This window comes from Helicobacter sp. MIT 05-5294 (assembly GCF_000765675.1).
Taxonomy (GTDB): domain Bacteria; phylum Campylobacterota; class Campylobacteria; order Campylobacterales; family Helicobacteraceae; genus Helicobacter_D.
The window spans coordinates 37432-64302 of record NZ_JRPA02000010.1; the positions used below are offsets into that span (position 1 = coordinate 37432).

20 protein-coding genes, 5 tRNA genes and 1 pseudogene are annotated in these 26871 nt (G+C 38.4%); 17 read left to right on the plus strand and 9 right to left on the minus strand.

Going from position 1 to position 26871, the window contains the following annotated elements; genetic code table 11:
* Positions 1-126 precede the first annotated feature (126 nt).
* The 4 genes and pseudogenes from LS69_RS06395 to LS69_RS06405 all read right to left on the minus strand — a co-directional run bounded on the left by LS69_RS06395 (position 127) and on the right by LS69_RS06405 (position 3538).
* Positions 127-1038: a beta-1,4-N-acetylgalactosaminyltransferase gene (locus LS69_RS06395; RefSeq protein WP_342747945.1), complete on the minus strand. Its 912-nt coding sequence runs from the start codon at positions 1036-1038 to the stop codon at positions 127-129.
* Between the two features lie 123 nt (positions 1039-1161).
* Positions 1162-1353: pseudogene (locus tag LS69_RS11155) on the minus strand (hypothetical protein); the annotation flags it as partial.
* Positions 1350-2477, minus strand: coding sequence for a glycosyltransferase family 4 protein (locus LS69_RS06400; RefSeq protein WP_138123306.1), 1128 nt, complete (start codon positions 2475-2477; stop codon positions 1350-1352). The pseudogene LS69_RS11155 and the gene LS69_RS06400, both read right to left, overlap by 4 nt.
* Positions 2474-3538: a glycosyltransferase family 4 protein gene (locus tag LS69_RS06405; protein WP_138123308.1), complete on the minus strand. Its 1065-nt coding sequence runs from the start codon at positions 3536-3538 to the stop codon at positions 2474-2476. Before LS69_RS06405 ends, LS69_RS06400 begins: the two co-directional genes overlap by 4 nt.
* A 423-nt stretch (positions 3539-3961) precedes the next feature.
* Between LS69_RS06405 and LS69_RS06410 the strand changes: the two genes are divergently transcribed.
* From LS69_RS06410 to LS69_RS06420, 3 genes are read left to right on the plus strand one after another with little or no spacing between them, the layout of a single operon-like run.
* Positions 3962-4918, plus strand: coding sequence for a glycosyltransferase family 2 protein (locus LS69_RS06410; RefSeq protein WP_194145447.1), 957 nt, complete (start codon positions 3962-3964; stop codon positions 4916-4918).
* Positions 4919-4934: 16 nt separating this feature from the next.
* Positions 4935-6488 (plus strand): class I SAM-dependent methyltransferase, encoded by a 1554-nt coding sequence (locus LS69_RS10850; RefSeq protein ID WP_238699209.1) that lies wholly within the window; start codon positions 4935-4937, stop codon positions 6486-6488.
* On the plus strand, positions 6489-7646 hold the full coding sequence (locus tag LS69_RS06420; RefSeq protein WP_238699212.1) for an FkbM family methyltransferase: 1158 nt from the start codon (positions 6489-6491) through the stop codon (positions 7644-7646). It abuts the gene before it with no gap.
* A gap of 170 nt (positions 7647-7816) precedes the next feature.
* On the opposite strand, the gene rny is transcribed toward LS69_RS06420, so the two are convergent.
* From rny to LS69_RS06445, 5 genes are all read right to left on the minus strand, one after another.
* Positions 7817-9388 carry a ribonuclease Y gene (gene rny, locus LS69_RS06425; RefSeq protein WP_138123312.1) on the minus strand — a complete coding sequence of 524 codons (1572 nt, stop codon included), beginning with the start codon at positions 9386-9388 and terminating at the stop codon, positions 7817-7819.
* 181 nt (positions 9389-9569) lie between these two features.
* Positions 9570-10205, minus strand: a complete 636-nt coding sequence (locus LS69_RS06430; protein ID WP_194145448.1) for a 5-formyltetrahydrofolate cyclo-ligase — start codon at positions 10203-10205, stop codon at positions 9570-9572.
* Complete coding sequence (locus LS69_RS06435) at positions 10187-10792, minus strand: hypothetical protein (RefSeq protein WP_138123316.1); 606 nt, start codon at positions 10790-10792, stop codon at positions 10187-10189. Before LS69_RS06435 ends, LS69_RS06430 begins: the two co-directional genes overlap by 19 nt.
* Before the next feature lie 64 nt (positions 10793-10856).
* Complete coding sequence (locus LS69_RS06440; RefSeq protein ID WP_138123318.1) at positions 10857-12809, minus strand: TonB-dependent receptor; 1953 nt, start codon at positions 12807-12809, stop codon at positions 10857-10859.
* Positions 12806-13057 carry a hypothetical protein gene (locus tag LS69_RS06445; protein ID WP_138123320.1) on the minus strand — a complete coding sequence of 84 codons (252 nt, stop codon included), beginning with the start codon at positions 13055-13057 and terminating at the stop codon, positions 12806-12808. The genes LS69_RS06440 and LS69_RS06445 overlap by 4 nt, the downstream gene beginning before the upstream one ends.
* A gap of 149 nt (positions 13058-13206) precedes the next feature.
* On the opposite strand from LS69_RS06445, the gene LS69_RS06450 reads away from it, so the two are divergent.
* The 14 genes from LS69_RS06450 to LS69_RS06515 all read left to right on the plus strand — a co-directional run bounded on the left by LS69_RS06450 (position 13207) and on the right by LS69_RS06515 (position 26849).
* A tRNA-Thr gene (locus LS69_RS06450) sits at positions 13207-13282 on the plus strand.
* Between the two features lie 51 nt (positions 13283-13333).
* A tRNA-Tyr gene (locus LS69_RS06455) sits at positions 13334-13418 on the plus strand.
* A gap of 8 nt (positions 13419-13426) precedes the next feature.
* Positions 13427-13503, plus strand: a tRNA-Gly gene (locus LS69_RS06460).
* A gap of 62 nt (positions 13504-13565) precedes the next feature.
* Positions 13566-13640, plus strand: a tRNA-Thr gene (locus LS69_RS06465).
* Positions 13641-13751: 111 nt separating this feature from the next.
* Entirely contained in the window at positions 13752-14951 is a 1200-nt protein-coding gene (gene tuf / locus LS69_RS06470; protein WP_138123322.1) for an elongation factor Tu, read from the plus strand.
* An 8-nt stretch (positions 14952-14959) separates the two neighbouring features.
* Entirely contained in the window at positions 14960-15130 is a 171-nt protein-coding gene (rpmG, locus tag LS69_RS06475; RefSeq protein ID WP_034290214.1) for a 50S ribosomal protein L33, read from the plus strand.
* Between the two features lie 22 nt (positions 15131-15152).
* Positions 15153-15228 (plus strand) — tRNA-Trp (locus LS69_RS06480).
* 31 nt (positions 15229-15259) lie between these two features.
* Entirely contained in the window at positions 15260-15439 is a 180-nt protein-coding gene (gene secE, locus LS69_RS06485) for a preprotein translocase subunit SecE (protein ID WP_138123324.1), read from the plus strand.
* 24 nt (positions 15440-15463) lie between these two features.
* Positions 15464-15988, plus strand: a complete 525-nt coding sequence (gene nusG, locus LS69_RS06490; protein WP_194145452.1) for a transcription termination/antitermination protein NusG — start codon at positions 15464-15466, stop codon at positions 15986-15988.
* 22 nt (positions 15989-16010) lie between these two features.
* Positions 16011-16436, plus strand: coding sequence for a 50S ribosomal protein L11 (rplK, locus tag LS69_RS06495; protein ID WP_138123328.1), 426 nt, complete (start codon positions 16011-16013; stop codon positions 16434-16436).
* Positions 16437-16460: 24 nt separating this feature from the next.
* A complete protein-coding gene (gene rplA / locus LS69_RS06500) occupies positions 16461-17165 on the plus strand; it encodes a 50S ribosomal protein L1 (RefSeq protein ID WP_138123330.1) in 705 nt (234 codons plus the stop codon).
* Between the two features lie 92 nt (positions 17166-17257).
* Positions 17258-17740 carry a 50S ribosomal protein L10 gene (gene rplJ / locus LS69_RS06505; RefSeq protein WP_138123332.1) on the plus strand — a complete coding sequence of 161 codons (483 nt, stop codon included), beginning with the start codon at positions 17258-17260 and terminating at the stop codon, positions 17738-17740.
* A gap of 17 nt (positions 17741-17757) precedes the next feature.
* Positions 17758-18132 (plus strand): 50S ribosomal protein L7/L12, encoded by a 375-nt coding sequence (gene rplL, locus LS69_RS06510; RefSeq protein ID WP_138123334.1) that lies wholly within the window; start codon positions 17758-17760, stop codon positions 18130-18132.
* Between the two features lie 71 nt (positions 18133-18203).
* Positions 18204-26849 carry a DNA-directed RNA polymerase subunit beta/beta' gene (locus LS69_RS06515; protein WP_194145449.1) on the plus strand — a complete coding sequence of 2882 codons (8646 nt, stop codon included), beginning with the start codon at positions 18204-18206 and terminating at the stop codon, positions 26847-26849.
* Positions 26850-26871: the final 22 nt, after the last annotated feature.

Consider the following 26871-nt stretch of genomic DNA (forward strand, 5'->3'; position numbering starts at 1 on the left):
ATTGCTGCGAAGCTTTTGTAAAAGGCGATGGTAACCATAATTTTGTATGAATTGGATTCCGCCACTCGTTATTGCGAAGCCCCCTTGGGGCTGCAGCAATTTATGGCTTTAAGTTGTAGCGTAATGCTATTTTGTCAAGTCAAACCTGCTGTAAAGCTTAAGAATATAGTCTTTATCTAGCAGTTTTGGGTCTATTTCTGTGCCAATAGCTTCATCTTGGAAGTCCTCTAATGCAATACGATTCTTTGGTATATAGTTTCTGTGTTTTTTTACCCATGCGAAATGATGATTGCAAAATTCAGAGCGATAGACCTTGTGGTAGGAGTCATCTATCTTGGCTTCATAGGAATCATAGCCGTTTGCCATAGCATCAAGTTGATCTCTAGTTGGCTTCCCTTCTATCACTTGTTGTCTCCATTTTGTGATATTTGTTCCAACAATCCATTCATAATACTTAAAATTATCATCGTGAAATCTCACAATCTGGTCCCCAGCCCTATGATAAACTCCACATCTATTAAGCCCAAGATAGATTTCAGCTTCTTTAACAAAAATATCCATCCTTGAAAGGGCTAACATATCGTTTGGGCTCTTGAGGAGGTAAAAACTCTTATAAAGCTTTTTGGCGTCATAAATATGATCCACATCAATCTTGATAAACCATTCTCCTTTTGGAATAAAAGACAGCACAAAATTGCAATAGTTATAAAATTTATTTTCTAGTTTGGGCGGGTTCTTGATAATCACTTGATAAGGATATTTGACAGGGATAAAGCTAGGATAATCTTTGCAAAATTCTAAAATAATCTCCTCACTCCCGTCATCGCAATCATTATAGCCAATCACTCCTCTTTGGATCGCAGGTAATATAGAATCTAAACTTGCCCTAAGCGTTCTTGCTTCGTTTTTAACTCTTATAAAACCCCAAGGATTTAACGGAGATTTTGGATTTTGGGAGTTTTTATCAAAGCTAAAGAATCCCAAATGACGCACACTAGAATCAGCCTTAAGATTATCTTGCCCCCCCCCCTCATTAATTAGAGAATTTAGGCTATAAGCTTGATTGGATTCTACAAAATAAGGTTTGGAAAACTTAGAAGCATTAGAGATTCTTAAATCCTCTTGTGTGATAGGAAGATTCTGCGCATTGGCAAAGTTTAGGACGAGGAAGTCCTCGTTGGAAAAGGCGTTGATAGAATTCACACTATGCTTTGGCAAGTAAGAATCCACCTTATCAAGCGTAATTGTAAAGATACGATTTTCTATTTTTTGTCGCAATTTTGTGCGCCAAGATTTAATGGGAATAAAAGCGCAAAGAATTTTAGCTAAATATCTTTTTAATTTTTGGTTCATTTGGAATCCTTTTGCAGTGAAATTAGAAAATCATAGACATTTTTGGCAATATTCTTGTAATCCATTTTTTCTTTTGCGATTTGAAAAACCACTTGTTTTTTGGCGATTAATTGTTCTTTGGGGGTTTGCAGGATTCTCTCTATCGTTTTTGTTATTGCATTAGAATCGTGTGCGCTAAAAAACGCATTGGATTCGTCAAAAAGCCGCAAGTATTCTGGTAAATCGTTTATCAATGGAATCACGCCATTTCCTGCGTATTCCATAATTTTCATTGGACTTGAGACGCTATAAAGCGGGGTGTTTGGGATAATACCTAGCCCTATGTCGTAAGTGCTTAAAGTTTCCAACATCTGCAAAAGAGGTAGCGGAGGGTGTAGCACGATTCGTTTGTCTTGGGTTGCGATTTGGGCGATTGCCTCTACTTCGGGATTTTTGCTTGGGCTAAAAATATCCAATACAAACGCACCTTGTGCTTTAGAGATTGCTTCTATGATTTGTGCTAATTCGCGGTTTTGGTCTATGGAGCCTGTATAGATGAGTTTGAGAGGCTGGTTTATTTTGGCGGTATTTTGTGTGATTTTAGTGGTATTGAGATTTTCAAAGTCAATGCCGCTTGGAATACAATGGATTGGAATCTTTAAATCGGGCTGGAAAATCTGCTGGAGTTGTGGCGTCATCGTGAGATAAGCAATACATTTTGCAAGGATTCTATTATGCAAAAAATATTTGATTTTATATTCTATACTTTTGCGCCATATTGCTTTTTTGTCTCTTTTTGCCTCATAGATTCGGCGGTAGTCGTGCGGAAAAGTCTCCCAAAAAATGATTTGTTTATGAAAGGGCAAAATTTGTTTTGCGATTCCATAAAAATTGCGCACGATAATGAAATCATAATCCAGCAGATTCCCTCCTAGATTCATAAGGTTTTGGATAAACTTCCTGTGCTTAGTAGAATAGGGCAGGATAAAGCGATTCTCCTTAAAGCTTGGGGGGCAGAGTTTGGAATCTTTGGTAAAATACGCACAATGCACCTGCGCGTATTCTAAAAGGTATTTTTCAAACACACCTAAAATTGTTACTTCTTGTTCATTGTAGGGTTTATCGGTGATACAGAGAATTTTCATAATATTTCTTTCCATTGAGTTTTAATATGTTCTTGGGTAAAATTCTTAGATATCCTCTCTCGCGCCTTTCCCCCTAGTCTTTTTCTTAAAAGCTCATCTTCCATTAAGAGTTGGAGTTTCGTGGCAAATTCTTCTATATTATTATCCGGGATTAGGAATCCACTCTCTCCGTCTTTAAGTATTTCACTTGGACCATTTGGCACATCAAAGGCAACAGAGGGTAGCCCATAAGCTCCAGATTCTAAGAGAACCATAGGAAAAGCTTCATAGTGGCTGCTTAGAGCATAAATACTAGCTTGAAGGTATTCCTCTTTGATATTTTTAGTAAAGGATTTTAAGAGGATAGAGTTTTCTAACCCTAAAGTATGGATTTTTTGGTAAAGGATTTCTTTTAATTCCCCATCTCCTACTATATGAAGTTTCCATTCTTTTAAATGGGGGATTTTAGTAACTAAGCACCAAATATCCATTAATCGAAAAATGCCCTTTTCTTCGGATAATCTTCCCATGAATAAAACAACTTTTTGTGCAGGATTGGTTGTGATTTTAGGAAAGTCCTTTACGAAATTCGGAATAACCTTAATGTTTGAATGGAGTTTTGCCCATAGGTGAAGTTGTTTAGAGCTTAGAATAACTAGGGTATCAAAAAGGCGAATTCTAGGTGGCAAAAAAGGAGTCTTGTAAAGATATTTTTTAAAACCTGTTTCGAAATTCCCGTGATAGAATCGAATATAAGCAGTATTCCTAGCTTTAAAAAATGGGAATAAGAGCTGATGAACAATCACAAAATTTTGGGAATCTTTAGGTAGGAGCTTATTAAAGCGATAGGAAAATTTCAGTTTGTCTAAAAAGCTTTTGGTGGAAAAGTCCGCATAAAGTTTGCTAAAGTGGATAAGAGAGATTTCTGGGGGCATTTCAAAAGCTGGGGATTCTTCTTTGGTGGTGCAGCTAATAATTGTGATTTTATAATCTTTAGCCAATAAATAGCATAGATTTGCCACTACCCGATTAATCCCGCCAACACTTGAGATGTCTTTAACTACCATAAAAATATTTTTCATCTAACTTCTTCCTTGCCAAAAGCTATTATATCCATAAAGCCAAGCCTTTTAAAGCTTGTTACTTTATCATATAAACCAATAAAAATTAATTAAATGCTGAAAAGGTTTATTAGATGGGAAAACGAGAGAGTTATGATGAAAACTTCTATCACTACTCAAACACAAAAATAATCCCAAAGGTCAAAAACTCCCACTCCAATGGTGATATATCCAAGCGTAAAAACTAAGATTTGGATTTGGGTGATATATCGGATAAGATAGTGAAGTTTTGTATTGATTTTAATCATAATAATCTGTATAGTTCGCTCCATAATATTTTATTGTATTAAGGAGAAAAATAAGAATGAAATTGGGTTTGCAATATTTAAGAAGTGGCTTTGGCTTTTAAAATAAATAATTTATATAGATAAGGAGAAAATGTTAATGCAAATTAAAGTTTCTATTATCATACCGGTTTATAATGCAGAAAAATATCTTATAGAATGTTTGGAGTCTTGTGTTAATCAAACCCTAAAAGAAATCGAAATTATTGCGATAGATGATTGCTCGACAGATTCGAGTTTAAGTATTTTAAGGCAATATTCTCTAAACAATGAGAAGTTATCAATTATTGCACATACAAACAATATTGGGGCAGGAGGTGCTAGAAACAATGGAATCCTTGCTGCCAAGGGGGAGTATGTTGCCTTTATGGACCCAGATGATTTTTATTATTCTTCAGATGTTCTGGAGAGACTTTATACAAAAGCAAAAGAAAATCAAGTAAGTATTTGTGGCGGTTCATTGGTGAGGCTACGAGATGGAGTAATACAATCTCACCACAACGATCCCTTTTTCTTTAATAAAGAGGCATTATTGAGCTATCAAGATTATCAGTATGAGTATGGATATACTCGTTTTATTTATGTGAGAGATTTTTTGATGCAAAATAACATCTTTTTTCCAAATTATAGAAGATATCAGGACCCTCCATTTTTTATTAAGGCTATGGCGATAGCTTCAAAATTTTATGTGATTTGTGGACCTGTTTATGTGTATCGTGTGTATCACAAAGATATTGAATGGACAGAAAGCAAGGTTATAGATGTGATTCATGGATTATCTGATTGCTTGAAATTATCTTTGCAATATAACTTAGATAATATATATATATATATTGTTAAAGATTGTATTTATTCAAGGCATTTTATAAAAAAAACATTCAGAGCTTTTTCTAGGAATCCAAAAGTTCAAGATGAGATTCTAAAGATGTTAGACATCATTGAATATTCAGTGATTCATAAGTATAATGTGAAGTTTAAACTCAAACCAAGATTTTTTTATCAAAAAATTAAATTCTGTTCTTTTTTGCGCAAAAAGATAAGGTTTGTGCATTTTTAAAAAATAAAGGCAAATCATGAAGAATTTGAGAATTTTCCCTCGTTTCATCAGAAAAAGGATTTTAAAGAAGCTAGAAGAAAAAGAGAGAGTAAAATTAAACAATCAACTTAACAAATCCATTAAGGATTTTTTAGAGTTTGGCAATGTCGGTGTTGATGAAAATAATGAATTAATTATAAGTTTAACCTCATATCCCAAGCGAATCCCGTATATTAGCTATACCTTAATCACATTATTACAGCAAGATTTAAAACCTAAAAAGATTCTTTTGTGGTTAAGTAAGCAAGAGTTTCCAAGATTAGAACAAGATTTACCGAAGGAGGTTTTAGGGCTTAAAAAGTGCGGGTTGGAAATTAAATGGTGTGATAAGAATTTATATGCCTTTAAAAAGTTAATTCCGGCTTTAAAAGAGTTTCCAGATTCCATATTGGTTAGTGCCGATGATGATGTGTTATATCCTAGAGATTGGCTTAGCAAACTCTATAATGCTTACAAAGAAAATCCAAATTATATCCATTGTCATAGGGCACATAAGATAACTTTTGATAAACATGGCAATCTTAATCCTTATATACAATGGGAGCATTGCATTGATTCCCATACAACAACCCCCACATTTTTAAACTTTTTAACAGGCGCGGGAGGGGTTATATATCCTAAGAATTGTTTTTACCAAGACATTTTAAAAGAAGATGTTTTTATGAAACTTTGTCCTAAAGCAGATGATATTTGGTTTTGGGCAATGGCGGTTTTAAATGATGTTAAAATTAATGTTGTTGAGGGGAATATTAGGAGGATTGAAACTAGTTTTATGGATTTTGGTGAAGTTGGACAGCTTTATGATGATAATCAAAAACAAAATGATATTTTATTAAAGAACATTTTGGACGCCTATCCAAAGTTAAGAGAGCAAATCAGATTTGATTCTAGTGAGTATTGGGAGAGTCGCTACAAGAGTTATGTGAATAATTCTACAACGCACGATTTATCTGTGCGGGGGGGGGGGCAATTAATAGGTGCTTCTGGTGCGGGAAGTTATAATAATTTGGCAGTTTTTAAAGCAGAGATTTTAAATGCGTTTGTGAAGGAGCATAGTGTGCAAAATGTTTTGGAGTTTGGTTGTGGTGATGGTAATCAGCTAAAATTAGCAAAGTATCCATACTATGTTGGGCTTGATGTATCTAAGACGGCAATAGAATGCAATGTAAAACAATTTGCAAATGATACTACAAAACAATTTTATGTAGTGGGTGATTATGATTTTAGAGGGAAAGAGGCAGAATTAAGCTTGTCTCTTGATGTGATTTATCATTTGATTCAAGATGAGGTATTTGAAGACTATATGCACAATCTTTTTGAGTCTTCTAGCTGCTTTGTTGGCATTTACGCTTCAAACAAAGAAGAACCATATAACTCGCATGTAAAGCATAGGAAATTTAGTGCTTGGATAGAGCAAAATGCTAAAGAATGGAAGCTTTATCGGTTTATCCCAAACAAGTATCCATTTAACGAGAAGAATCCCAATCACACTTCATTTGCAGATTTTTATTTTTATAAAAAGGATCAATAGATGTTAAAACAAAGAAATCAGCGTTTTGATAAAAGTGGAAGATTGATTAAAGATAAGTATTATCTAGGAAATCTTTTAGTGTTTAAGTATATTGTGTCTTACCCCGATGCACCAAACGATTTTCCAAGTGCTACAACTTGGCTGTTTGGAATTTTGCCTTTGGGAAAAATCAATATAACAAGCGAAATGCTCCTAAGTAAAAGTGTGCGGGGGGGGGGGCGTAAAAGTAAAAAATATTTTCTTGATGCCTCACACCCTATGGCACAAGATATAGCTAAAAGCACCTATCAAGACAATGTAAAGGAGAATATAGAGAGGCTTTGCGCTGGTTTAGATGAACAAAGCGTTCAATGCGTTAATAGAATCCTTGCAAGATTAAAGATGTCTTATAGCGTGAAAGATAAGAGAATATATCGCCTGACTTCAGAAGAAAAAGAGGTATTGCAAGAAATTGAGCAAGAATTTTATCCTAATATTATCCCCCTTAAAGATTGTTATTTTTATAATGGATTCTTTTTGCCCAAAGGGGATTTGGTGGAGTTTGGGGTGAGCGTGTTTTGGCACAATCATGGATTGACAAATATTAAGCACTGGGATAGAATCGCAGATAAAAATATCATTGATGTGGGCGGCTTTATCGGAGACAGCGCACTCATTTTGCAAAAATATACAAAAGCAAAAATTTATTCTTTTGAGGCTTTGAGCGACAATTATGATTTAATGCTAAAAACTATCATTCTAAACAAAACAGACAAGATTATTCCAATCAAAAAAGCATTGGGAGCGGAGTTTGATAAGTTAAAAATTTACAAATATGGTTCGGGTTCAAGTATGGCAATAGCAAAGAGTGAGGATTACGAAGAGGTAGAGGTTATAACTTTGGATTCTTTTGTGCAAGAAAATGACATTAAAGTAGGCTTCATCAAAGTGGATATTGAGGGTTTTGAAATGCCATTTTTGCAAGGCGCATTAGAAACGATAAAAGCTCAAAAACCTGCAATGCTGCTAAGCATTTATCATCAAGCAAGTGATTTTTTTGGCATTAAGCCATTTTTAGAAGATTTGGGATTGGGATATAAGTTTAAGGTATATAAGCCAATAGATAGGAGTGTATCTGGAGAGACTTGTTTATTTTGCGAGGTGGATTCTGAATCTTAGGGTTTGGCTTGTTTGATATGTTTTTATGATGTTTATTTATAATTTTTGTTTAAATTGTAAACCATATCACCGCTACTCGCTTTACGCGGAGTTTTTAAGATTAAATACTTTTGAAGAAGTTAGATTAAAATAGTGATAGTTTTGCCTCTTTCCGTTATGGTATAACTCTTTCACTCCGCCACTGCATACGCCCTAGTTTCGCGTATGACGCTTACTTTGACTTCGCCGGGATATTGCACTTGCGATTCTATATCTTTGGCGATTTCTTTGGCAAGGACATAGGATTCTTCATCGCTAATATCCTCGGATTTGACAATCACACGCACTTCACGCCCTGCGTTTATCGCATAGGCGTGGAGGACGCCTATTTTGGAAGTTGCGATTTTCTCTATTTCACTGACGCGTCTTAGGTAGTTTTCTAGCACTTCGCGTCTCGCGCCCGGACGCGCCGCAGAGAGGGCATCAGCAGCACAAACCGCCGCGGCTTCTATGCTTTTAATCTCCTCATCGCCGTGATGAGAAAGAATTGTATTAAGCACCACCGGGTGTTCGTTGTAGCGTCTTGCGATTTCTGCGCCAAGCTCCACATGTGTGCCTTTGAAGTCGTGCGTTCGGGCTTTGCCGATGTCGTGCAGCAATCCCGCACGTGTAGCAAGCATACAATCCCCGCCAAGTTCCGCAGCAATCAATCCTGCTAAATTTGCGACTTCCAAACTATGCGCCAAAGCATTTTGCCCATAACTCGCACGATAGCGCAGCCTGCCAATGAGCCTTTTGATTTCTGGGTGGATTCCATTAAGTCCCAAATCTAGCACGACGCGTTCACCCTCTTGATAGATGTTTTCTTCAAAATCTTCAAAGCATTTTTGATAAATCTCTTCAATCCGCGCGGGTTGAATCCGCCCATCTTCTACTAAGCGGTTGATAGTTTCTACCGCAATTGCGCGTCGGTAGAGGTTGTGGGAGCTAACGATAATCACATTGGGTGTATCATCAATAATAATATCCACGCCACAAATCATTTCCAAACATTTGATATTGCGCCCCTCTTTGCCGATGATTCGGGCTTTTAAATCATCATTTGGCAACACAATCGTATGGATAAGTCTCTCTGCGGCAAACTCCCCCGCAAAGCGCGAAGTGGCGACGGCTAAGATATAGTTCGCTTTGGCTTTGGCTTCTTCTTTGGCGTTGAGTTCTTGTTCTCTAATGATTTTGGCGCATTCTCGCTTCACTTCTTCTTTGGTGCGTTCTAAAAGCATAGTTTTCGCTTCGTTTTTGGTTAAATGTGCGACTTTGGAGAGATTTTGCGTAAGTTCTTCTAGTTTGCGTTGGTAGGTGTTTTTGATTTTTTTAAGTGCGTCTTGCTCTGCAAAAAGCGCGTTGCGGTCTTTGCTAAGCATTTGTTTCTCATTTTCAAGCTTACAAAATTCTCTTTCAATGCGCTGCGATTCTCTTAGCTTTTCTTTTTCAAAAGTCAGCAGGTTTGATTCATATTCCTTGAGGATTCTAGCACCCTCTCTTTCGCATTTTTCTTTGGTTTCTATTTCAATATCTTTTGCTTTGATTTTGGATTCTTGGAGGAACTTCTCCGCCTCGTATTCTATCGCCTTTGCCTTTGCTTTGGCTTGTTCTAGCAAAACTTCAGAGTTTGCGCGTGAGAGTTTGCGAGAAATAAGATAACTACCGCCTCCCGCAATCACAGCAGATAATATAGAACCTGTAACAACCCATGTAATCATTATTATGTCCTTAAAATAGTTGGGAGCAAAGAATCTAAGCAATCCAATTTATTATAGATTTGGAGAAATTTATGATTTAAAATTTGTAAGTTTAAACTTGCTACCCTAAACTTCAATGATAATTTTTTGTTTTATATTTTTTGAATCTTTTGAAAGTTTATTTTACTCTTTTTTTGTTTAATCATAGGTTAAGCAATGGTTTGTGGGATTCCGCAATAGAATCTGGAAAATGGCATTGCTGTGGCGTAATCAACAAATCTCCCCTAATATCATAATCTTGCGTGATGATGGTTTTGGCGTAGTTGAAATGGCGACAGATAAAAAGAATCTTTGGGGATTGGTGCGTGTTTTCTCTAGAAGCAAAAAACCTATCATACATTCCTTTTCCAAATCCTACGCGCCTAAAGCTTTTATCTATTCCAAGCACAGGGACGATAGCGCAGTCTATTTTGAGGTGCAAACAAGAATTGCTAGATTCATACACGCCAAAGGTCTTTTTGTGCAATGGAAGCCGAAATTTCACAGCTTTGAAACTCTCACCACACATCAAAGGACAGCAAACGCGAATCCCTCTTTGTCTGCGGAAGAATCCTAAAAGCTTCCTCGTATCAAACTCCAAAGGAAGCGGCAGAAAGAAAAGCAAATTCATCGGTCGTTTATGGTGGCGTTTGTGGAATCCTATTTCTTCTTGCAGGATTTTTTTAAGGTGTTTTTGGATTCTATAATCTAGTGCGTAAAGATTCCCGCGCAATTTGGTTTTTTGTAAGTTTGCTTTGAATGTTTTGCGATAAATTGCTTTTAGGTTTTCTGATTCCAATTTCGCGATTCCATTTGAGAAAAAGATTTTTTAAACGCGCAAAAAAGCGTGAAAAATACAGCACATTGTAGCAAAACTAGCAAAAAATGTATGTAGTAAATTTGCGTTTTCTTATCTAAGATTCCAAAAATTTCCAAGATTCCATAGAAACAAAACGCGATTCCTAGCCCTAAAATATAGCCGAGTTGTTTGCGCTTATCTAGCTTAGATAGAATCGTTTTGTGTGCGAAAATCAGCGTCTCTGCGCGTCCTAAATAATCCCCAAAAATAAAGGTGATTTGATAAAGCGTGTAGATAAGAAGCGCACCAAAAAGCGTATTAGGAAAGAGCAAATAAGCAAACAGATACAAAAACGGCACGATTTCTAAACATAAAAGAATTGTGCAATAAGGCTTGATTTGCAGAATCCTCGCATAAAAAAATGTCAAAATCCACGCACACAAAGCAAGTGCGATTCCGCCAATGGAATAGACTTTGGGATTCAAAGGGGCATAGATGATAAAAATCGTCCCCAATGAAACTCCCAAAAAGAGGGAGTTTAGGAGTTTATAGACAAGGTAGAATCGCAAATGGATTTTAGGATTCATCGTGCTTTGCTTTGGGCTGGATTTGGGTTTTTGGAATGGTTTTGCTTCATTTAGGAATCCTTGCTTACCAAGTGTATTTTATCCCGCCACCAAAGACGCGTTCAAACTCATAAGGATAATATCCGCCACTTACAACAATCGCGTTTTTATGGTCTGTGAGATTCTGCACATAGGCGTAAATTTCAAAACTTTTAAGCGTATAACTCGCATTTAAGTTTAGGCTTTGGTAGTTTGGGGATTTGGTTAGACGATTGTCAAAATCATTATAATCATACATTTTAGAACCATATTTATAGGAGATTCCAAGATTAAGCTGTGCAATAGGCAAATAATTTAGACTTGCACTTAGTGTGTGTTTGGAAACTCCCGGAATCGTATTGCCTTGATATGCGCCACTTCGTATTGTGGAATCCACATAAGCATAGCTAAGACGCGAATAAACTTGTGAGCTAAAATGCGTGGTGAAGTTCGCCTCACCACCGATTCGGCGTGTTTTTCCTAAGCTTTTGTTTTGAAAGGTTATTGCCTCATAATACGCTTCATCTTTGCCGTTGATATAAAAAAGATTCCCGCTTAACTCGTGGATTCCGAAGATAGTCTTTGAGCCGATTTGATAGGTGTCAAAAGTCGCAGTATCCATGAGGGGATTTAAATTGCCTTGCCAATCAAAAAAATAATCCACATTTGGCACGACAAAACTGCGAGAATATGAGGCAAAAAGCGCGGTTTGAGGGGTTAAATTGTGGTGGATTCCAAGTTCCCCGCCCCACAAATTATCGCTTTGGGATTCGTTTGTCTTAGAAATCACTCTTTGCGTGGAGATTCCAGCGTTGATTGTAGAATCCCCGAAATATTTTTCACCATTAAGATAGAGCAACATACTATCAACTTGCGCCTTTGCGCCTGTGTTTTGCAGTCGCTCGTCTTTTTTGAGCGTCCCGCCAATTTCAGCAAGGTAAGAGTTGTTTCTGTAAGAGGAGTTGAAGTCTCCAAAGAATCCCTTGCCATCGTATTGGTTGTTGAAGTTGATATATTCGCTTTCACTGCGATTCCCGCCAAAATTCACATCAGTTATAATTCCAGAATCGCTAAAATTTGTGAAGCCTAAACTATAAAGCAAATCCCAACGCTTTTGGTGCGTGAAAGTATCTCCGCCCCAAGCAGAGGGCAAAGGGGCAAGTGTCGGGTCTTTTTCAAATTGCGCTTTGGTGAGTGGGTTTGCATACTTTATCGCGTATTTGGAATAGTTGAGGTTGGATTTGAGAAGTGTAGAATCACTTGCTTGATAAAATGCAGTGATTCCGCCGTTTTTGTTATAACTTCCGTCTTTTTCCTCACTTCCTTGCGTGATTTTCCTTGAGCCTTCATTGTGCTGGTATTGTCCATACACTCCGATATTCAAAGTATCTCTAACTTCTCGCGCGAAAAACTGCGAGTTTAGCGTGTCATAACTTGCATAGCCAACATTAAGTGCGCCACCTTTGGTGCGTTTGGTGGTGATTTTTAGGATTCCACTTGTTGCGCCATTGCCATATTTGGTTGTGCCTTTGCCCTTGAATATTTCTATTTTTTCAATAGAATCTAGCGGGATAGAGCTTAGAGAGACGGGTGCGCTATCAATGTTGTCTAAACGCATTCCATCGACAATAATGGCGAGGTTTTTATGCCCATTTTGTCCAAACCCGCGCAAATCAATGTTTGCAGTGTAAGGATTGCCGTAGTTTGTCGTGATTTTAAGTAGAGAATGGGTGTTTAAGAAGTCATAGATATTTCGAGCATTGGATTGTGCAATCTCTCGTGCGTCAAATTCTTCTTTGAAATCCGCATTCTCCACAAACTCTTGTCTGTGGGCGATAGAAAGCTTTAAATCTTGAGATGCGACAAGATTTGACTTTTCATTAAGTGCGACATTTTGGCTTTGCGCTAGAAGTGCGCTATTGAGTGCCAAAATCGCAGCAAGAGAAAAGTATCGCTTTCTAAACCCTTTAGGATAAAGATTTTTGTGGCTGTGTTTCATTTGGGAAACCCTTGATATTTAGATTTTTGCAAAGATTTTGAATTTGGAAATCCAAAAAGCCAAATGTCAAACGCTAAATGGAGCGATGAGATTCTGTCGGAATCCCGCGCCAACTTCCTAAATCCAAAAATCTTTAGCAAGTTGGAATTATAGCCAAAACATTTACGGAATAGATTCTCTGAATGTTGTTTTTGCGGGGTTAAATTTAGGTAGTTTGGGTGTGTGGTTTGGGGGCTAGAGTTTTGCATTGCAGGATTATCAGGGATTGGCGATTCTTAAATGAGATTCTAAAAATTTAATGGAGGGATAGAATTTTGTAAAATTTGCGTAAAAGTATTGACAATTAAAATAAAAGATAGTAGAATCTCATCTCATTTTTATGAAAAATGTAAAAAATGCTGGCGTAGCTCAGTTGGTAGAGCAGCTGCCTTGTAAGCAGCAGGCCGGGGGTTCGAGTCCCTTTGCCAGCTCCATATTTTATATAATTTTTCAGTGTTTGACCAGTTTTATTGATAATATTTTGGGGTGAGATACTCAAGTGGCCAACGAGGGCAGACTGTAAATCTGCTGTTTATGACTTCCGTGGTTCGAATCCACGTCTCACCACCATAAGCCATGCGGGAGTAGCTCAGTTGGCTAGAGCATCAGCCTTCCAAGCTGAGGGTCGCGGGTTCGAGCCCCGTTTCCCGCTCCATACTGGGAGCTGATTCTACGAAATCTTAAATTTTAATCAGCAAAACACTTTTAGATTATTATGCCCATATAGCTCAGTGGCAGAGCACTTCCTTGGTAAGGAAGAGGCCGGCGGTTCAATCCCGCTTATGGGCTCCAGTTTTTCAAAGATTGTGATGGAATTGTAGAAAATGTTACGATTCTTAATTTTAAAATTGGTAAAAATAGGGTAGAATTACCGCTATTTAACTTAAAATTTAGGAGAAGCTTATGGCTAAGGAAAAATACGTCAAGTCTAAACCCCATGTAAATATCGGAACTATTGGACATGTTGACCACGGCAAAACAACTTTAAGTGCTGCGATTTCTGCTGTTCTATCCACAAAAGGTCTAGCAGAATTGAAAGATTATGATAATATTGATAACGCTCCAGAAGAAAAAGAGCGCGGTATTACCATTGCAACTTCACACATTGAATACGAAACAGAAAAACGACACTATGCGCATGTGGATTGTCCCGGACACGCCGACTATGTTAAAAATATGATCACAGGTGCGGCACAAATGGACGGCGCGATTCTTGTTGTTTCCGCTGCAGATGGTCCTATGCCACAAACGCGTGAGCATATTCTTTTGTCTCGCCAAGTAGGTGTGCCTTATATTGTTGTTTTTATGAATAAACAAGATATGGTAGATGACGAAGAATTGTTGGAGTTGGTAGAAATGGAAATCAGAGAGCTTTTATCAAGCTATGAATTCCCTGGAGATGATACACCTATCGTTGCAGGTTCAGCACTCAAAGCACTAGAAGAAGCAAAATCAGGCACTCTAGGCGAGTGGAGCGAAAAAATTATGAAGCTTATGGACGCAGTAGATGAGTATATCCCAACTCCAGAGCGTGAAACAGATAAAACTTTCTTGATGCCTATTGAAGATGTTTTCTCAATCGCAGGTCGTGGAACCGTTGTTACAGGAAGAATCGAAAGAGGTATCGTAAAAGTTGGTGACGAAATTGAAATCGTAGGAATCCGCCCAACACAAAAAACAACCGTAACAGGCGTTGAAATGTTCAGAAAAGAACTAGATCAAGGTGAAGCGGGTGATAATGTTGGGGTTCTATTAAGAGGAACTAAAAAAGAAGAAGTAGAAAGAGGTATGGTTCTATGTAAGCCAGCTTCTATCACTCCACACAAAAAGTTTGAAGGTGAAATCTATGTTCTTTCTAAAGATGAGGGTGGAAGACATACACCATTCTTCAATGGTTATAGACCACAATTCTATGTTAGAACAACAGATATTACAGGATCTATCGCATTGCCAGAGGGCGTAGAAATGGTAATGCCGGGCGATAATATCAAAATTACCGTTGAATTAATCAACCCTATTGCGCTTGAAGACGGAACTCGCTTTGCGATTCGTGAAGGTGGTAGAACCGTTGGTGCGGGTGTTGTTACAAAAATTATCGAATAGGCTAAGTTATGGCTAAAGGTAATCGTGTAAAAATCGGACTCAAATGCTCTGAATGCGGTGACATTAATTACAGCACTGTAAAAAATGCAAAAACCACAACAGAAAAACTGGAGCTTAAAAAGTTCTGCCCAAGATTAAATAAACATACAATTCACAAAGAAGTGAAGTTAAAAAGCTAAGGGGATTCCCCTTAGTGATTATAGGTCAGTAGCTCCAATGGTAGAGCGTCGGTCTCCAAAACCGAATGTTGGGGGTTCGAGTCCCTCCTGGCCTGCCATTTTTTGGAATAAAGAGAGACAAACAAAGTTATGAAAAAACTGATTACCTATTATAGATTATCCAAAGAAGAACTATCTAAAGTTATCTTTCCTACTAAAGAACAAGTGAGAAATGCTTTTATTTCTGTCGTTGTTGTTGTAACGGTTATTGCTCTATTTTTGGCGTTGGTTGATTTCATACTTGGTGGTTTTGTTTCAAGTATTTTATAATTATTTTAGGATTTGTTTATGGCATTGTATTGGTATGCGATTCAAACATATTTTGGTAGCGAACAAGCTGTAAAGCGTGGCATTGAGAATCTTGTCAAAGAACATCATTTGGAAGAAAGAATCACTGATATTGTTGTTCCTACAGAAGATATTATTGAAGTAAAGAATAACAAGAAAAAAATTAGTGAGAGAAGCCTCTATCCGGGATATGTTTTCATCAAAGTAGATTTGGATACCGCATTGTGGCATACCATTCAATCTTTACCAAAAGTTAGTCGCTTTATCGGTGAGGCAAAAAAACCTACACCTTTAAGTGAAGCAGACATTAATCATATTATTGAAAAAGTGCAGAATCGTGCAGCTCCAAAACCAAAAATTATTTTTGAAGCAGGAGAAGTTGTCCGAATCATTGAAGGTCCTTTTGCAAACTTCACAGGCACGGTAGAAGAATATGATATGGAACACAGAAAGTTAAAACTCAATGTTTCAATTTTTGGTCGCAGCACTCCGATTGAAATACTTTATTCACAAGTGGAAAAAATAGTTTAACAACTAAAAACAAGGATAAGTTATGGCAAAGAAAATTATTGGCGAACTTAAGCTTCAAATCCCAGCAGGAAAAGCAAATCCATCGCCACCAGTTGGTCCAGCATTGGGGCAACGCGGTGTAAATATTATGGAGTTTTGTAAGGCATTTAATGAAAAAACAAAGGATATGGGAAATTTTAATATTCCTGTGATTATCACGGTTTATCAAGATAAAAGTTTCACTTTTATTACAAAAAAGCCCCCTGTTACTGATTTAATCAAAAAAGCAGCAGGAATCCAAAAAGGTTCAGACAATCCTCTAAAAAACAAAGTAGGGAAGCTTACAAAAGCTCAAGTTTTGGACATTGTTAAAACCAAAATGGACGATTTAAATGCGAATACAGAAGAAGCGGCAGTTAAGATTGTCGAGGGAAGTGCTCGAAGTATGGGCATTGAAGTTGTAGATTAATAAAGACGCGTTGGAGTATAGAATATGGCAAAAAAATTAACAAAAAGAATGCAGAATTTAATCAACAAAGTTGATTGCAAAAAGATATACGATATTACAACCGCTTCTGCAACGGTTAAATCTCTAGCATCTGCTAAATTTGATGAAACGGTTGAAGTTGCATTGAGTTTAGGGGTTGATCCAAGACATGCAGATCAAATGATTCGTGGTGCAGTTGTATTACCCAATGGAACGGGTAAAAGTGTGCGTGTAGCGGTTTTTGCAAAAGGTGCTAAAGCAGACGAGGCAAAAGCAGCGGGTGCTGATGTTGTGGGCGATGATGATTTGGCAGATCAAATCAAAAATGGAGACCTTAATTTTGATATGGTAATCGCAACACCAGATATGATGGCACTTGTAGGTAAAGTAGGGAGAATCCTAGGACCTAAAGGATTAATGCCAAACCCTAAAACAGGCACCGTTACAATGGAGATTTCCAAAGCAGTAAGCAATGCAAAAAGTGGGCAAGTTAATTATCGTGTGGATAAGAAAGGTATCGTGCATGCTCCTGTTGGCAAAGCAAGTTTTGATGCTAAAAAGCTTGAAGAAAATATCATCGCTTTAGTGAAAAACATCAACAAGCAAAAACCAGCAAGTGCTAAAGGTAAGTATATTAAAAATGCGACTTTATCTTTAACTATGAGTCCATCTTTGACACTAGATGCCCAAGAATTAATCGATATGAAATAATTTATTCTTGTTTTTATCTTAGACTGATGACTATGGGGGCGAATGCTTAAAAATTACCCTATATAAGTCTTTCGTCTGAAAGGAGGTTGAAAATGACAAAAGCAGAAAAGACTGCTCTAATTGAGAATCTTACCGCCGAATTTAAGGCGTCTAATGCGATTGCGGTTTGCGATTATAAAGGCTTGACCGTTAAGCAATTGGAATCTTTAAGGGCTAATGCAAGAGGACAAAGTGTTAAGGTTCAAGTAATTAAAAACACACTTGCGTTAATTGCGCTTAAAAATTTTGGTGTTGAGGGATTAGAGTTAAAAGAGAATAACATTTTTGTTTGGGGCGAAGATCAAATTTCACTAGCAAAAACAATTTGTAAATTCTCAGATTCTGTGGGTGGTAAGCTTGTGGTGAAATCAGGCTACTTTGAAGGTCAAGTTGTAGATGCAAAACACATTGAAGCTGTTTCAAAACTGCCTTCCAGAGAAGAACTCATTGGTATGTTGTTGTCCGTTTGGACTGCTCCTGCTCGTTACTTTGTTACAGGGTTGGATAATTTACGCAAACAAAAAGAAGCGCAATAAAATTTTAGGAGAAAATTATGGCAATTTCAAAAGAAGATGTATTAGAGTATATCGGTAATCTTTCTGTTATGGAACTTTCAGAGCTTGTAAAAGCTTTTGAAGAGAAGTTTGGTGTTTCTGCAGCTCCAACGGTTGTAGCGGGTGCAGTTGCAGGTGGTGGCGCAGCGGCTGCTGAAGAAAAAACTGAATTTGATGTAATCTTGACAGATAGCGGCGATAAGAAAATCAATGTTATCAAAGTGGTTCGTGAAGTAACAGGTCTTGGGCTTAAAGAAGCAAAAGATGCAGTTGAAAAAACTCCATTTACCGTTAAAGAAGGCATCAAAAAAGAAGATGCTGACGCGATTAAAGCTAAATTCGAAGAAGCAGGTGCGAAAGTCGATATTAAATAATTTTAGGGAGATTTTTTGTCTCCCTTTCATTTTTCTTCCAAAATTCTACATTGATATATGAGGTAATAAATATGCCAGTAAGTTTAAAATCCGGAAATAGATTAAGAGTTGATTTTACTAAAATCCCTCAAAATATTGCGGTCCCGAATCTGCTCCAACTACAAAGAAATAGTTATGATAATTTTTTGATGGCGCAAGATAAAGGAGAATCGGGGATTGAAAAGGTTTTTAAATCTATTTTCCCAATACATGATGCACAAAATAGAATCAGTCTTGAATATGCGGGTTGTGAATATGGTAAGCCACGCTACACCGTTAGAGAGGCTATGGAGAGAGGTTTAACTTACTCGATTCCCTTAAAAATAAAAATCCGATTGGTGCTTTGGGAGAGAGATGAAAAAACAGGAGAAAAATTAGGCGTTAAGGACATTAAGGAACAAAGCATTTTTGTGCGAGAGATTCCATTAATGACTGATCGCACAAGCTTTATCATCAATGGCGTAGAACGCGTGGTTGTGAATCAGTTGCACAGAAGCCCCGGGGTTATTTTTAAGGAAGAGGAATCCACGAGTGCTTCTAATAAGCTTGTTTATACAGGACAGATTATCCCCGATAGAGGTTCGTGGCTTTATTTTGAATACGACGCTAAAGATACGCTTTTTGTGCGTGTTAATAAGCGCAGAAAAGTGCCTGTTACGATTCTATTCCGTGCATTGGGCTATTCACGCCAAGATATTTTGAAAATGTTTTATCCTCTTTTGAGCATTAAATGCAAGAGTGGCAAATACCTAATTGCGTTTGATCCTGAAGAGTTTGTTGGGCGTGTAGAGTTTGATATTAAAGACCCAAAGGGTAATCTAATTATCGCAGCAGGTAAGCGTCTAACAGCAAAAAAAGCAAAAGCACTCAAAGAAGAAAAGCTTAATATGATTGAATATCCAGTAGAGATTCTAATGGAACGCTATTTGGCAGAACCTATTATGGATAAAGAAAGTGGGGAAATTTTATTTGATTCCTTGACTTTGTTAGATGAGAGCAAACTCAAAAAACTAGCAGAACTCAATATCAACGATTTTGTGATTGCAAACGATTTGGCAGTCGGCGTTGATGCTTCTATTATTAATGCGTTTATTGCTGATGCGGAATCCCTAAAGCTATTAAAGCAAACCGAAAAAATTGACAATGAAAACGATTTGGCGACGATTCGTATTTACAAAGTTATGCGACCGGGAGAGCCTGTTACGAAAGAGGCGGCGAAACAGTTTGTGCAACAACTCTTTTTTGACCCTGAACGCTATGATTTAACGCGTGTTGGGCGAATGAAAATGAATCACAAACTAGATATTGGGGTGCCAGATTATGTTACCGTGCTAACGCATGAGGATATTATTAAGACCGTGCGTTATTTGATTCATGTTAAAAACGGGCAAGGACGCATTGACGATAGAGACCATTTGGGGAATCGTAGAATCCGTGCCATTGGTGAGTTGTTAGCGAATGAATTGCATACAGGTTTAGTGAAAATGCAAAAAGCAATTCGTGATAAGCTTTCTACTATTAGCACAGGATTAGAGGAATTAATGCCGCATGATTTGGTGAATTCTAAAATGATAACCGGTGCGATTTTGGAATTTTTCACAGGTGGGCAACTTTCACAATTTATGGACCAAACCAATCCGCTTTCAGAAGTTACGCATAAGCGAAGACTTTCTGCCTTGGGTGAGGGCGGTTTAGTGAAAGAGCGCGCAGGATTTGAAGTGCGTGATGTGCATCCAACACACTATGGCAGGATTTGCCCGATTGAAACTCCAGAGGGGCAAAACATTGGTTTGATTAATACGCTTTCTACCTATGCAAAAGTCAATGAATTAGGATTTATTGAAGCACCTTATCGCAAGGTTGTTGATGGGAAAGTAACCGATGAAATTGTTTATCTGACTGCTACGCAAGAAGAGGGCGCAGTCATCGCACCTGCAAGCACGATTCTAACGAGCAATCAAACCATTAAAGAAGAAATGATTGAAGTAAGAAAAGATGGCGAAATTGTGCTTATGGAATCCAAAAAAGTAGATTTGATTGACTTGAGTCCTAGAATGGTTGTTGGCGTTGCTGCAAGTTTGATTCCATTCTTGGAACACGACGACGCAAACCGCGCACTTATGGGTTCTAATATGCAACGCCAAGCCGTGCCACTTTTATGCCCAGACGCGCCTTTGGTTGGCACAGGAATTGAAAAGATTGTTTCAAGAGATTCTTGGGAAGCCACTAAAGCCACACGCGCAGGAATTGTAGAAAAAGTAGATTCCAAGAATATTTATGTTTTGGGTGAAGATGAAAATGGTGCGTTCATTGATCATTATTCCTTGCAAAAAAATCTTCGCACCAACCAAAACACTTCATTCTCCCAACGCCCTATCGTCAAGGCGGGAGATAAAGTAGAAGCGGGACAAGTGATTGCAGATGGTCCTAATATGGATCAAGGCGAATTGGCGTTAGGGAAAAATATTCGCGTGGCTTTTATGCCTTGGAATGGATATAACTTTGAAGATGCGATTGTCGTGAGTGAAAAATTGATTCGTAACGACGCTTTTACTTCTATTCACATTTATGAAAAAGAAATTGAAGCAAGGGAGCTAAAACACGGAGTAGAAGAGATTACAAGAGATATTCCAAATATTCGCGAAGAAGATCTTGCGCATTTGGACGAAAGCGGAATCGTAAAAATTGGAACTTATGTGAGCGGTGGAATGATTTTGGTGGGCAAAGCTTCGCCAAAAGGTGAAGTGAAGCCAACTCCAGAGGAGCGACTACTTAGAGCAATATTTGGCGAAAAAGCAGGGCATGTTGTCAATAAATCTCTTTATTGTCCGCCAAGCTTAGAAGGCACGGTGGTAGATGTTAAAATCTTCACCAAAAAAGGCTATGATAAAGATAGACGCGCAATCGTTGCCTATGAAGAAGAAAAGGCGCGTTTGGATTTGGAACACCACGATAAACTTTTAATGCTTGATAGGGAAGAATCCTTGCGTGTGAGTTCTATTTTGTCTAAAGAAAAATTGACAAGTGCGGCAAAAGTTGGAGATAAAGAATACAAAAAAGGCGAAGTGATTCCAAGAAGTGAGTTAGAAAATGTGAATCGTTTTGCAATGGGGACATTGATTAAAAGCTATTCTAAAGAGATTCAGGGTAAGTATGATGCTCTTAAAAGCAACTTTTTAGAGCAAAAAAAGAGTTTGAGCGAAGAACACGAAGAGAAACTCTCTATCATTGAAAAAGACGATATTTTGCCAAGTGGAGTTGTTAAGCTTGTAAAAATCTATGTCGCAACGAAGCGTAAGCTAAAAGTCGGGGATAAAATGGCGGGACGCCATGGTAACAAAGGGATTGTTTCTAACATCGTTCCAGAAGTGGATATGCCATATACAAAAGACGGGCGTCCAGTGGAAATTGTGTTGAATCCTTTGGGTGTGCCTAGCCGTATGAATATCGGGCAGATTTTGGAAGTGCATTTGGGCTTAGTAGGCAAACAATTAGGTGAGCAAATTTCTGATGTGTTTGAAGAAGAAAAAAGCAAATGGGCGAGTGAGCTTAAAGCCAAAATGCAAGAGATTGCTGAAAATTCTGGAATGAAAAGTTCTAAAGCGTTTTTGGAAAAATTGAGCGAAGAAGAGCTTTTGGGCTTTGCGAGAGATTGGAGCAAGGGCGTTAAATTCGCAACTCCTGTCTTTGAAGGTGTGAATGCGCAAGAGTTTGAAAAACTCTTCTCACTTGCTAGAATTGATAGTGATGGTAAAACAGAGCTTTATGATGGACGCACCGGTGAAAAGATGATGGAGCGCGTTAATGTGGGCTATATGTATATGCTAAAGCTCCACCATTTAGTAGACGAAAAAGTCCATGCAAGAAGCACAGGACCTTATAGTCTTGTAACGCAACAACCTGTCGGTGGTAAAGCACTCTTTGGTGGGCAAAGATTCGGTGAAATGGAAGTTTGGGCGTTGGAAGCTTATGGTGCAGCACATACGCTCAAAGAAATGCTTACGATTAAATCGGACGATGTAGAGGGGCGCGTCAAAGCCTACAAGGCTATCACAAGAGGTGAAGCGGTTAAAGAATCGGAGATTCCGGAGACTTTTTATGTTTTAACAAAAGAGCTTCAAAGTTTGGCGTTAGATGTGAATGTTTTTGTGAAGAATAAAGAGGGTGCGGAAGAAGTGGTTGTGATTAAAGAAGACGACCGCCCAAGCGATTTTAATGCATTCCAACTCCTACTTGCGAGTCCGGAGAAGATTCGTAGTTGGAGTAATGGTGAAGTTAAAAAACCAGAAACCATTAACTACCGCACACTTAAGCCCGAGCGTGATGGATTGTTTTGTGCTAAGATTTTTGGACCGGTTAGGGATTATGAATGTCTATGTGGCAAATACAAAAAAATGCGCTATAAAGGAATCGTGTGCGAAAAATGCGGTGTTGAAGTAACAAGTTCCAAAGTGCGTCGTTCTCGTATGGGGCATATTGAGCTTGTAACGCCTGTCGCGCATATTTGGTATGTCAATTCTTTGCCAAGTAGAATCGGAACACTACTTGGTGTTAAGATGAAAGATTTAGAGCGCGTCTTGTATTATGAAGCTTATATTGTCAAAGAAGCCGGAGAGGCTTATTATGACAATGAAAGCACAAAGCCGGTTGCGAAATATGATGTTTTAAATGAAGAACAATATCAAAGTCTTTCCCAGCGATTTGAACATACGGGATTCGTTGCGCAAATGGGTGGTGAAGCGGTTAAAGATTTACTTGAGGGAATTGACTTGGTGGATTTGATTACCGAACTTAAAGAAGCAATTAAGGCAACCAACTCTGAAGCTAAAAAGAAAACGATTATCAAGCGTTTAAAAGTGGTGGAAAGCTTTGTTGTTTCAGGCGGACAGAATCGTCCAGAATGGATGATGCTCACCGTTCTTCCTGTGCTTCCACCGGATTTACGCCCATTGGTTGCGTTAGATGGAGGGAAATTCGCAGTGAGTGATGTGAATGATCTCTACCGCAGGGTGATTAATCGCAATCAACGCTTGAAGCGACTAATAGAGTTGGACGCTCCAGAAATCATTGTGCGCAACGAAAAGCGTATGCTTCAAGAATCTGTAGATGCGCTTTTTGATAATGGACGCAATGCAAATGCGGTAAAAGGCGCAAACAAACGACCTTTGAAATCCTTGTCTGAAATTATCAAAGGAAAGCAAGGGCGATTCCGCCAAAACTTGCTCGGAAAGCGCGTGGATTTCTCCGGGCGTTCTGTTATTGTTGTGGGACCAAATTTGCGTATGGATCAATGCGGATTGCCTAAAAATATGGCATTAGAATTATTCAAGCCGCATATTTTGGCAAAATTAGAGGAAAAAGGCTATGCGACTACCTTGAAACAAGCCAAAAAAATGATTGAACAAAAAACAAATGAAGTGTGGGAATGTTTACAAGAAATTGTTATGAATTATCCTATTATGCTTAACCGCGCACCGACTTTGCACAAGCAGTCCATTCAAGCATTCCACCCTAAACTTATTGATGGCAAAGCAATTCAGCTTCACCCTTTAGTGTGCGCGGCATTTAACGCAGACTTTGACGGCGACCAAATGGCGGTGCATGTGCCGCTTTCTCAAGAAGCAATTACAGAATGCAAGCTTTTAATGCTAAGTTCTATGAATATTTTGCTTCCTGCAAGTGGTAAGGCAGTTACCGTGCCTAGCCAAGATATGGTTTTGGGGCTTTATTATCTTTCTCTTAGTAAAGAGGATTCTAAGGGTGAGCATAAACTATTCTCCAATATTGACCAAATCCATATTGCTTTGGAATCCGGAGTGGTGGAAGTTGGTTCAAAAGTGCGGGCATTTGTTGAAGATAGAATCATCAATACCACTATTGGTAGAATGATTCTAAAGTCTATTTTGCCAAACTTCGTGCCTGTGCATTTGTGGAATAAAGTGTTAAAGAAAAAAGACATTGCGACTTTGATTGATTATGTCTATAAAGAGGGTGGAGTGGGCATTACTGCGAGTTTCTTGGATAACCTTAAGAATCTAGGATTCAAATATGCGACAAAAGCCGGAATCTCTATTTCCGCTGATGACATTATCGTGCCAAGCAATAAAAACAAAGTGGTTGAAGGTGCGAAGAAAAAAGTCAAAGATATTCAAGCGCAGTTTGGAGCAGGTTTATTGACCGAGCAAGAACGATACAATAAGATCATTGATGTTTGGACAGATACTAACAATGCGTTAGGCAATGAGATGATGAAACTAATTGAGGGCGATAAAGCGGGATTCAACTCTATTTATATGATGGCGGATTCTGGTGCTAGAGGTAGTGCAGGGCAGATTAGGCAGCTTTCCGCGATGCGGGGATTGATGGCAAAGCCTGATGGAACTATCATTGAAACGCCTATTACTTCAAACTTCAAAGAGGGCTTAAATGTGTTGGAATATTTTATTTCTACGCATGGTGCGCGTAAAGGTTTGGCAGATACCGCTTTGAAAACTGCGAATGCGGGTTATTTGACAAGGAAATTGATTGATGTAAGTCAAAATGTCAAAGTTGTCGCAGATGATTGTGGCACAAATGAGGGGATTGAAATCACTGACATTACCGTGGGTAGTGAGTTGATTGAACCGCTGGAGGAAAGAATCTTTGGGCGTGTGATTGCAGAAAATATTATTGATCCTATTACAAATGAAGTTTTAATTAGCGAAGGAACGATGATTGATGAAGAAAAAGCGCGTAAAGTCAAAGAAGCGGGAGTAAAATCTGTCATTATTCGCACACCAGTTACTTGTAAAGCCGAAAAGGGCGTATGTGCAAAATGCTATGGTCTAAATCTCGGTGAATCCAAAATCTCTAAAATTGGTGAAGCGGTAGGCGTGGTAGCTGCGCAATCTATCGGTGAACCCGGAACACAGCTAACTCTTAGGACTTTCCATATCGGTGGAACTGCAAGTAGAAGCCAAGAAGAGCATCAAGTTATCGCAGATAAAGAAGGATTTATCCGCTACTATAATGTTAAAACTTATAAGAATCGCGAGGGTAAAACCATTGTTTCTAACCGAAGAAATGCTGCGATTCTACTCGTAGAGCCTAAAATCAAAGCACCTTTTGAGGGTGAGTTAAAGGTTGATGTTGTCCATGATGAAGTGATTGTTTCTGTGATTGGAGAGAAAGAAACCGCTAAATTCACTCTAAGAAAATCCGATGTTGCTAAGCCAAATGAGCTTGCGGGCGTTACAGGGAAAATTGAAGGGAAATTCTATATTCCTTATCCTAGCGGACACTATGTGCGTGATGAGGGTAGTATCGTAGATATTATCAAGGATAGCTGGAATATCCCTAACCGAATCTCTTATGCAAGCGATTTGAAAGTAGAAGATAATGCCCCAATTACGCAGAAAATCTACGCGAGAGAGGAAGGAATCGTCAAGTATTATTACTTGCAAGGCGACCACTTAGAGCGTTATCGTGCGCTTCAAAAAGGCGAAGAAATCACAGAAAAAGGCGTCTTTGCAGTGATTGCGGACGAATACGATCAAGAAGCCGCGCGTCATTATATTGCAAGAGGTTCTATCATTGAAGTTAAAGACAATCAAGCAGTTACTAAAAACACCTTGATTGCGAAACCAAAAAGCGATGAACATATCGTCATTGCGGATTGGGACCCTTATTCTAATCCGATTATTTCAGAGGAGGCAGGAACGATTAAGTTTGAAGATATTATTCCGGGGCTTACCGTTTCTGAACAAACCGATGAATTAACAGGACAGACAAGATTGGTTGTGAATGAATATATTGCAAGTGCGCATAAGCCAACGCTTGTTTTATCTACTGCAAATGGTGGATTGATTCGTTACGCGCTAGACCCTAAGACGGCGATTTTTGTCTCTGATGGCGCGAAAGTAGAGATGGCGGATATTTTGGCTAAAACTCCAAAAGCACTTGTAAAATCAAAAGATATTACGGGAGGTTTGCCAAGGGTCTCTGAATTGTTTGAAGCACGAAAACCTAAAGATCCAGCAGTATTGGCAGAGATTGACGGAATCGTAAGCTTTGGAAAGCCTATTCGCGGCAAAGAAAGAATTATTGTTACAGCAAATGATGGCAGAATCGCGGAATATTTGATTGACAAGTCCAAACAGATTCTTGTTTATGAGGGAGAGTTTGTCCATGCAGGTGAAGCAATTACTGATGGAGTGGTTGCAAGTCAAGATATTTTGCGTATTGGTGGAGAAAAAGAGCTTTACAAATACATTGTGAGTGAAGTGCAACAAGTTTATAGGCGACAAGGGGTAAGCATCGCGGATAAACATATTGAGATTATTGTTTCTCAAATGTTAAGACAAGTCAAAATCTATGATAGTGGAAACACAAAATTCATTGAAGGCGACTTGGTTAGTAAGCGACATTTTAGGGAGGAAAACGCTCGTATTATTAAAATGGGCGGGATTCCAGCTATTGCTGAACCTGTGTTGTTGGGTATCACGCGTGCAGCAATTGGTAGTGATTCTGTGATTTCTGCAGCGTCATTCCAAGAAACTACAAAAGTGCTTACAGAAGCAAGTATTGCGGCGAAGATTGACCATTTGGAAGACTTGAAAGAAAATATCGTGTTGGGTCGTATGATTCCGGTTGGAACAGGTATTTACAAAGGTAAAAAAATCAAAATCAAGGAAAATTAAAGGTGAGTTAAGGTTATTAAAA

Bases quoted from the DNA above. Each gene is read 5' to 3' on its own strand.
- tuf (WP_138123322.1), top strand. From the start codon at position 13,752: ATGGCTAAGGAAAAATACGTCAAGTCTAAACCCCATGTAAATATCGGA.
- LS69_RS06410 (WP_194145447.1), top strand. From the start codon at position 3,962: ATGCAAATTAAAGTTTCTATTATCATACCGGTTTATAATGCAGAAAAA.
- rplA (WP_138123330.1), top strand. From the start codon at position 16,461: ATGGCAAAAAAATTAACAAAAAGAATGCAGAATTTAATCAACAAAGTT.
- LS69_RS06440 (WP_138123318.1), bottom strand. From the start codon at position 12,809: ATGAAACACAGCCACAAAAATCTTTATCCTAAAGGGTTTAGAAAGCGA.
- LS69_RS06515 (WP_194145449.1), top strand. From the start codon at position 18,204: ATGCCAGTAAGTTTAAAATCCGGAAATAGATTAAGAGTTGATTTTACT.
- LS69_RS06405 (WP_138123308.1), bottom strand. From the start codon at position 3,538: ATGAAAAATATTTTTATGGTAGTTAAAGACATCTCAAGTGTTGGCGGG.
- LS69_RS06445 (WP_138123320.1), bottom strand. From the start codon at position 13,057: ATGCAAAACTCTAGCCCCCAAACCACACACCCAAACTACCTAAATTTA.
- rplJ (WP_138123332.1), top strand. From the start codon at position 17,258: ATGACAAAAGCAGAAAAGACTGCTCTAATTGAGAATCTTACCGCCGAA.
- LS69_RS06420 (WP_238699212.1), top strand. From the start codon at position 6,489: ATGTTAAAACAAAGAAATCAGCGTTTTGATAAAAGTGGAAGATTGATT.
- rpmG (WP_034290214.1), top strand. From the start codon at position 14,960: ATGGCTAAAGGTAATCGTGTAAAAATCGGACTCAAATGCTCTGAATGC.
- rplK (WP_138123328.1), top strand. From the start codon at position 16,011: ATGGCAAAGAAAATTATTGGCGAACTTAAGCTTCAAATCCCAGCAGGA.
- rny (WP_138123312.1), bottom strand. From the start codon at position 9,388: ATGATTACATGGGTTGTTACAGGTTCTATATTATCTGCTGTGATTGCG.
- rplL (WP_138123334.1), top strand. From the start codon at position 17,758: ATGGCAATTTCAAAAGAAGATGTATTAGAGTATATCGGTAATCTTTCT.
- LS69_RS06400 (WP_138123306.1), bottom strand. From the start codon at position 2,477: ATGAAAATTCTCTGTATCACCGATAAACCCTACAATGAACAAGAAGTA.
- secE (WP_138123324.1), top strand. From the start codon at position 15,260: ATGAAAAAACTGATTACCTATTATAGATTATCCAAAGAAGAACTATCT.
- LS69_RS06435 (WP_138123316.1), bottom strand. From the start codon at position 10,792: ATGAATCCTAAAATCCATTTGCGATTCTACCTTGTCTATAAACTCCTA.
- LS69_RS10850 (WP_238699209.1), top strand. From the start codon at position 4,935: ATGAAGAATTTGAGAATTTTCCCTCGTTTCATCAGAAAAAGGATTTTA.